The organism is Sphingomonas sp. (assembly GCF_031361285.1).
Lineage (GTDB): Bacteria > Pseudomonadota > Alphaproteobacteria > Sphingomonadales > Sphingomonadaceae > Sphingomicrobium.
This window is the reverse complement of record NZ_JANMCO010000124.1, coordinates 1-6,293: the sequence shown is the minus strand read 5'-3', so window position 1 is coordinate 6,293 and position 6,293 is coordinate 1. Positions and strand designations below refer to the sequence as shown.

8 protein-coding genes, 1 tRNA gene and 1 pseudogene are annotated in these 6,293 nt (G+C 64.7%); 5 read left to right on the top strand and 5 right to left on the bottom strand.

Annotation, left to right across the window (positions count from 1 at the left end):
* Positions 1 to 42 precede the first annotated feature (42 nt).
* Together ubiG and RMO25_RS11085 are read left to right on the top strand one after the other, a co-directional pair.
* A complete protein-coding gene (ubiG, locus tag RMO25_RS11090) occupies positions 43 to 762 on the top strand; it encodes a bifunctional 2-polyprenyl-6-hydroxyphenol methylase/3-demethylubiquinol 3-O-methyltransferase UbiG (protein WP_309662662.1) in 720 nt (239 codons plus the stop codon).
* Positions 759 to 1,088: a hypothetical protein gene (locus RMO25_RS11085; RefSeq protein ID WP_309662661.1), complete on the top strand. Its 330-nt coding sequence runs from the start codon at positions 759 to 761 to the stop codon at positions 1,086 to 1,088. The genes ubiG and RMO25_RS11085 overlap by 4 nt, the downstream gene beginning before the upstream one ends.
* Here RMO25_RS11085 and RMO25_RS11080 read toward each other — a convergent pair.
* The 5 genes and pseudogenes from RMO25_RS11080 to RMO25_RS11060 all read right to left on the bottom strand — a co-directional run bounded on the left by RMO25_RS11080 (position 1,085) and on the right by RMO25_RS11060 (position 5,333).
* Positions 1,085 to 1,756, bottom strand: a pseudogene (locus RMO25_RS11080) (glutathione S-transferase family protein). The gene RMO25_RS11085 and the pseudogene RMO25_RS11080 sit on opposite strands and share 4 nt — an antisense overlap.
* Before the next feature lie 47 nt (positions 1,757 to 1,803).
* A complete protein-coding gene (locus RMO25_RS11075) occupies positions 1,804 to 2,250 on the bottom strand; it encodes a hypothetical protein (protein ID WP_309662660.1) in 447 nt (148 codons plus the stop codon).
* A gap of 72 nt (positions 2,251 to 2,322) precedes the next feature.
* Positions 2,323 to 3,135, bottom strand: coding sequence for an undecaprenyl-diphosphate phosphatase (locus RMO25_RS11070; RefSeq protein WP_309662659.1), 813 nt, complete (start codon positions 3,133 to 3,135; stop codon positions 2,323 to 2,325).
* Positions 3,136 to 4,089, bottom strand: a complete 954-nt coding sequence (locus tag RMO25_RS11065) for a complex I NDUFA9 subunit family protein (RefSeq protein WP_309662658.1) — start codon at positions 4,087 to 4,089, stop codon at positions 3,136 to 3,138.
* A 56-nt stretch (positions 4,090 to 4,145) separates the two neighbouring features.
* Positions 4,146 to 5,333 (bottom strand): aspartyl protease family protein, encoded by a 1,188-nt coding sequence (locus RMO25_RS11060; RefSeq protein ID WP_309662657.1) that lies wholly within the window; start codon positions 5,331 to 5,333, stop codon positions 4,146 to 4,148.
* A 72-nt stretch (positions 5,334 to 5,405) separates the two neighbouring features.
* On the opposite strand from RMO25_RS11060, the gene RMO25_RS11055 reads away from it, so the two are divergent.
* From RMO25_RS11055 to RMO25_RS11045, 3 genes are all read left to right on the top strand, one after another.
* The gene (locus RMO25_RS11055) at positions 5,406 to 5,903 is read left to right on the top strand and encodes a DUF2975 domain-containing protein (protein WP_309662656.1); all 498 of its coding nucleotides are present in this window, start codon (positions 5,406 to 5,408) and stop codon (positions 5,901 to 5,903) included.
* Entirely contained in the window at positions 5,903 to 6,145 is a 243-nt protein-coding gene (locus RMO25_RS11050) for a helix-turn-helix transcriptional regulator (RefSeq protein ID WP_309662655.1), read from the top strand. The genes RMO25_RS11055 and RMO25_RS11050 overlap by 1 nt, the downstream gene beginning before the upstream one ends.
* Before the next feature lie 57 nt (positions 6,146 to 6,202).
* Positions 6,203 to 6,289: transfer RNA gene (locus tag RMO25_RS11045), tRNA-Leu, on the top strand.
* The last annotated feature ends 4 nt before the right edge of the window (positions 6,290 to 6,293 follow it).

Genomic DNA, 6,293 nt, shown 5'->3' with positions numbered 1-6,293 from the left:
CGGCTCCTTGGGTGAAAGGCGCGGTCCTGTTAGGAAGCGCGCATGGCGAAGACAAGCATCCTGGCCGAGGAGGCCGCGCACTTTGGGGCGATGGCCGGCGATTGGTGGGACCCGGACGGCGCCTCGGCGATGCTGCACAAGTTGAACCCGGTGCGGCTGGGCTACATCCGCGATCGGCTCAACCAACATTGGCAGCTCGACGAGACGAGCCGGACTCCTTTGCAAGGGAAGAGCGCCTTGGACGTCGGGTGTGGCGCCGGGTTGCTGGCCGAGCCGCTAGCCCGTCTGGGGGCGCAAGTCGCCGCGATCGACGCTGCGCCCGAACTGATCGCCGTCGCCCGCGACCATGCGGCGCGGCAGGGGCTGGCGATCGACTATCGCGCCGCGGCGGTCGAGAATTTGGACGGCCAGTTCGACCTCGTCACCTCGCTGGAAGTGATCGAGCATGTGGCCGAGCCGCAAGCGTTTATCGACGCGCTGGCCCAGCGGCTGGCGCCCGGCGGTTTGCTCATCATTTCGACCCCTAACCGGACCGAATGGTCGAAGCTGCTGACCATCACGCTGGCGGAGGGGTTCGGCCGCATCCCCAAGGGGACGCATGATTTCGATGCCTTCATCCCGCCCGAGGAGCTCGAGCAGCTGCTCAAAAACGCCGGCCTCAAATGCTTCGACACCGAAGGCATCGCCTGGAGCCCGACGCGCGGGCTGCATTTGAGCGAGGATCTGCGGCTGAATTATTTGGTCGCGGCGATCGCCGTATGAAGCGCATATCATTGTTGCTGGCGAGCGGGCTCGCCCTCAGCGGATGCGTCGCCGGCATGGTCGCGAGTGCCGCCGGCATGGCGGTCCAAGGCGCGCGAGGAGCGCCACAAAGCAATGCGAATTTGCAACTCGAGGCCAAGCAAGCCTGCGAGGCCTATGCGGCACATTATGGCGTGGTCCACGTCATCGACGTCGAGCAGCACAGCATCAGCAAGATCATCGTCTGGGGGACGGTCGACGACGGCAAGCAGCGCCAGTCATTCCAGTGCGACTTTGGCGCCAAAATCACCGGCTTCAAGCTGCGTCCGATTACGCCAGGCCGCTAGAAATCCACTTTATCGTAATGGGCTGGTGGAACGATGACTTCCATCCGCTCGCCGAGCAAAGGCCGGAAGCATGGGCGCGACTTCATGACGGCGTACCAGTCCTTGGTCTGCTTGTGCCCGCGCCAGTCGAGCGCGCCGAGATAGTCGACCACCGACAGATGTGCCGCGGCGGTGAAATCGGCGAGGCTGAGGCCGGGGCCGGCGAGCCAGCGGCGGTGGTCGAGCAGATAATCGACATAATCGAGGTGGCCATTGGCGATTCGCATCGCATCGCGGAGGATGCGAGTGTCGGGCGATTCGCGGCTGACCAGCCGCTTCCTCATGCGCTCGTTCATCAGCGGCTCGACAACTTCGCGGAACAGCTTCTCATCGAACCATAAGGACAAGCGGCGGATCTCGGCGCGGAGGACGGCATTGCCGTGGATCATCGGCATTCGCTCGACCGTCTCCTCGAACTATTCGACGATCGGCTGACTGCCGATCAGCGTGATGCCGGCCTCGGGATCGACCATCACCGGCGTCTCGCCGGCCGGGTTCAAGTCGATGAATTCGTCGCGCCGCTCCCACGGGTTTTCGCGCACCAGTTCATGCGCGACGCCCTTCTCGGCCAGCACCAGCCGGACCTTGCGCGAGAACGGGCACAACGGGAATTGGAACAGCTGCCACATCAAGTCCCCGCTTTAACGCGACGAGCGCGGGCGTCTAGGCGCGCGTGCTAGCGCCGCGGATAAACCGGGCTAGGCAGGTTCGCGGTGGCTTGCTCGATGGCGCGGCGGGCTTCGGCGATGCTCCTGGTCACGGCCGGAAGGGCGGCAGTGAAGGCCTTCATGCTGGCCTGCACGGCGCCGCGGCTCGCTTCGATATCGCGGTCGAGATGTTGTTCGAAGTTGGGATCATGCTGGCGACCAAGGTCGCCGATGGTGCGATTGCGGTCGGCCCGAGTTGCTGGCCGGCCTTCGGCCGCCGCTTCAATCTCGCCCACCGGCAAGTTGAGGAAGGCCTTTGACAGTGCCTGCATCATGCCGCCGAGCCGGTCGGCCATCGCCGGGTCGGTAAGCTCGGGCGGGACGGTGATCGTCTCAGGCGGCGGAGTCGGCCGAGTTTGTGCCAGCGCCGGGCTGGCCATCAATGCGAGTGGCAGAATGAGCTGGAACGCGCGCATTACCTTACTCCTCAAGGACTCGGTCATTGCCTTCTATAAGAACAGCTTAGCACCTCTCAAGCGCAAAATAAATCACCGCATGCCGAGCCAGACCAGAGCGGCGCCGCCGGCGATGATCCGGTACCAGGCGAACGGCGCGAAACCGTGGCGCGAAATATAATGGACGAAGCCGCGGACAACCACGATCGCCACGACGAAACTGACCACGAATCCGACCGCGACCGCCCCGAACCCGACCCCGCCGGCGCCCGCCATCAGCGTGTCGCGATGCTTGGCGAATTCGAGCACGGTCGCGCCGACCATCGTCGGGATGGCGAGGAAGAAGCTGAACTCGGCCGCGGTGCGCCGCTCGACGCCGAGCGACAGGCCGCCGAGGATCGTCGCGCCCGAGCGGCTGACGCCGGGGATCATGGCGAGGCACTGGATCAAGCCGATGCCGATGACCCGGCCAAGCGGCAGTTCGGCGACGCCGACAATCTTGCCCGGCTTGACCGTTCGCTCGATCACCAGGATGGCGATGCCGCCGACGATGAAGGCAATGGCGACGACCACAGCATTGCCGAGCAGCGCCTCGATATTGTTGATCAGCAGGAAGCCGAGGATTGCCGAGGGCAGGAAGGCGACGAGGATGTTGCGGACGAACCGCAGCGACATCGGCTGACCGCCGAACAGTCCGACCAGCACCGCCCAAAAGGTGCGCCAATAGAGCACGACGATGGCGAGGATTGCGCCCAATTGGATGATGACATTGAATGCGGCCCAGCGCTCGGCATCGTAACCGAGCAAGGTGCTGGCGAGAATCAGGTGGCCGGTCGAGGACACCGGCAGGAACTCGGTAACGCCTTCGACGATGCCGAGGATAAGGGCGATCAGCAGGATTGGCATCTAGTTGCTCGCGGTTAAATTGACGCGGCGGGCAAAGCGGCCGCCCTTGTGGAAGCGGCTAAGCCATTCGTGGGCGACCGCGCCCAGCGGCGTCGGCTTAATGCCGAACGCGTCGAGGCCCGGCGACCCGTCCGCGACGACATTGTCTTGCTGCAGCATCAGCCACTGATCGCGGGTCAGCGGCGAACCCGGCAGCCAGCCGACCCGCGACAGCGACGCGGCGACGAAATCGGGCATGTCGATAAGTTCGGTCGATTGGCCGCTGGCGGCGAGGACCGCGGCATTCAACTCGCGCATGGTCATCACTTGCGGGCCGCCGATGTCATAGGTCGTGCCGCCAAATTGGCCGGGATCGAGCGCGGCCTTGGCGATCGCGTCGGCAAGGTCGCGCACATAGACCGGCTGGAAGTTGCGTTGGGCGGCGATCACCGGCAGAAACGGCAAGCTCGCCAGGCTGGCAAAGCGGTTGGTGAGTTGATCCTCGGGTCCGAACACTAGCGACGGGCGGAGGATGGTCGCGGTCGGGAAGGCGGCACGGACCGCCTCCTCGCCCTCGCCCTTGGACCGGCCGTAGGCGGACGGCGACTGGGGATCGGCGCCGATTGCCGAGACATGGACCAGCGACGTCGCGCCGGCGTCGCGCGCGGCTTCGGCGATATGCTTGGCGCCGGTCACCTGGACCGCGTGGAAATTGCCCTTGAGCACGCCGATAAGGTTGATGACGGCGGTCGCGCCCTCCACCGCGCGAGCGACGCTTTTGGCGTTGGCGATGTTGGTGCGAACGACGCCCAACTGGCCGACATGACCCAGCGGCTGGATGAAATACGCCAAGCGCGGCTGGCGCGTGGCGACGCGGACCCGGACGCCGCTTTGCATCAGTCTTTCACACACATAGCGGCCAATGAATCCGCTGCCGCCGAATACCGTGACCAGCTCTTGGGCGTGCTCAAGCATGGCGCCGCCCTAGCTCCCCCAGCTCGGCGTTGACAAGCGGGGGAAGCTAGCCGCGGTCAATAATAGTCGGCGAGGGTTACCGTCACGACGCTGCCGTCGATGCGTTGCAGCGCGACCGCGCGGCCAGCCTGACCGCGGCTCCAGTCCGCCCGGTCATAATAATGCGAATCCACATGTTGCCCGTCGACAGCGACGATCTCGTCACCCAGCTTCAGGCCAGCGCGGGCCGCGGGGCCAAATGGACTGACGAACGCGACCTTCAAGCGGTCGCCGGCAAGATCGAAGCGCGCGCCGCTGCGATCGCGCAGCCATTCGGCATTGGCGCCAGGCGCCAAATATAGCTGCGAGTGGCCGAGATCGAGCGTCACGCGAAACTGCTGCAGCATGCCGATGCCGACATTGGCGATGCGGTTTGGCTCATGCTCGTCGGCTTCGCCAAGCTCGGCCGGCACATTGGCGAACGTGCGGCCGCCGAAGACCACCTGCGGCAGAGTTACCGCCCGGAGCTTGTGGAGCCCGCCAACGCCCCCGCCGCGGCTGTCCGCGAAGGGCAGGTTGGCGAGATCGGCGCGCTGCTCCCAATAGGCACGGGGCAAAGAGACGGTGCCGCCGTTGCCAACATCGAGCATCGCGGTGATTTCGGGCCCGCCGGCGACGCTAAGCGGCACGGTGTGAAACGGCCCCGTGGTGCCGAGCGGAATCGCCACCGCGTCCCGGGGCGGCGTGAACGACTTGGGCGCGATGACGGTCAACGTGCTGGCGGCCCAGTTGATCGACACGACGGCGGAATTGAAGAATTCGCGCCCCAGAATCACGTTCATCGGCCGACCGATGCCTTTGGCGACCGGCTGCAGGTCCATCACCGCGACCGTCATCTTGTCAAACCGCATGCCGCCGAGTTGCAAGGTAACCCCGGACACCAGTTCTGCCTCGGTCGGTCCGCCCGTGCCGACGGCTTTGATCTTGACCCCCGCGGGCAATCCGATCGAGCGGGCAAAGGCGCGATCGACAGTGGTTGCCCCCGCCCCGGTATCCAAAAAGACCGATGTTTCGTGTCCGTTGATCCGCGCTTGGGTGATGATCCGGTTGCCCCGATAGAGATCGAACGGAAGCGTCTGCTGCGCGGCGCTGAAACTGACGACCGGCGGCACAATCGGCGCGTGGCCGGGATGGGCCAAGGCAAGCGCTCCGGCCAAGGCGAGGATTCCCGCACCGCTCCACAATATCGTCTTCATTGCAAACATCTTGTCGCTCCTGCACTTCTGCCGTAATATGACAAGAAAATATTGTTTTACAGAAAGAAAGTCAAGCGAGACATGGATCAGGGCATTACAAAAGCGGCGGCGCGCCTGCGTTGGGGCGTGTTCGCTACGATCGCTGTGATGCTGGTGTTGTACGTCGCGGCGCGGTTCGACCTTCAGTTTGGCGGGGCACACATCGAATACCGCCTCCACGAGGATTCACCGGGGGTCGGGCGCATGGTCGGCATCGGGACGGTGTCGCTCCTGCTGGTCGCGCTTCTGCGCCTGACGCAAATGCTGCGCTTGATCCAAACGGGCGAGCTGTTCTCGGTCGAGGTCATTCGCCGGTTCCGCAGCTTCGCCTGGTGGCTGTTGCTGCTGGCGCTGTTCGGCCTGGTCGCCCCGACCCTGCTTGCTTTCTTCAATGTCGCGGCGACCGGTAGCCACCAACTCGCCTTTGTCCTCGACTTCCGCCAGTTGCTGACGCTCGGCATTACCGTGCTGCTGTTTCTGCTTGCCCGGCTGCTCGAGCGGGCGCGCGAAATCGAAGCTGAAATGCGGGAGATTGTCTGATGCCCGTGATCGTCCGGCTGGACGTCATGCTGGCGCTGCGCAAGATGCGCTCAAAGGAGCTGGCTGCCGACATCGGCATTACCGAAGCCAATTTGTCGCTGCTCAAGTCGGGCAAGGTCAAGGGCATCCGCTTCTCGACCCTCGAGGCGATCTGCACCGCGCTCGACTGCAAGCCCGGCGACATTCTCGATTTCGAGCCCGGCAACGCCGGCGACGGCGAGCGGGAGGATCACCAGCGTTGACAAGGCGGGAGCGCCGCCCTTAAGCGCCGCCCCCTACCGCAAATCCCAACGATCTGTGCCCAGGTGGCGGAATTGGTAGACGCACCAGCTTCAGGTGCTGGCGCTCGCAAGGGCGTGGAGGTTCGAGTCCTCTCCTGGGCACCATTTC

Excerpts from the sequence above, each read along its gene's own strand:
- ubiG (WP_309662662.1), top strand. The coding sequence starts at position 43 with ATGGCGAAGACAAGCATCCTGGCCGAGGAGGCCGCGCACTTTGGGGCG.
- RMO25_RS11085 (WP_309662661.1), top strand. The coding sequence starts at position 759 with ATGAAGCGCATATCATTGTTGCTGGCGAGCGGGCTCGCCCTCAGCGGA.
- RMO25_RS11075 (WP_309662660.1), bottom strand. The coding sequence starts at position 2,250 with ATGCGCGCGTTCCAGCTCATTCTGCCACTCGCATTGATGGCCAGCCCG.
- RMO25_RS11070 (WP_309662659.1), bottom strand. The coding sequence starts at position 3,135 with ATGCCAATCCTGCTGATCGCCCTTATCCTCGGCATCGTCGAAGGCGTT.
- RMO25_RS11065 (WP_309662658.1), bottom strand. The coding sequence starts at position 4,089 with ATGCTTGAGCACGCCCAAGAGCTGGTCACGGTATTCGGCGGCAGCGGA.
- RMO25_RS11060 (WP_309662657.1), bottom strand. The coding sequence starts at position 5,333 with ATGTTTGCAATGAAGACGATATTGTGGAGCGGTGCGGGAATCCTCGCC.
- RMO25_RS11055 (WP_309662656.1), top strand. The coding sequence starts at position 5,406 with ATGGATCAGGGCATTACAAAAGCGGCGGCGCGCCTGCGTTGGGGCGTG.
- RMO25_RS11050 (WP_309662655.1), top strand. The coding sequence starts at position 5,903 with ATGCCCGTGATCGTCCGGCTGGACGTCATGCTGGCGCTGCGCAAGATG.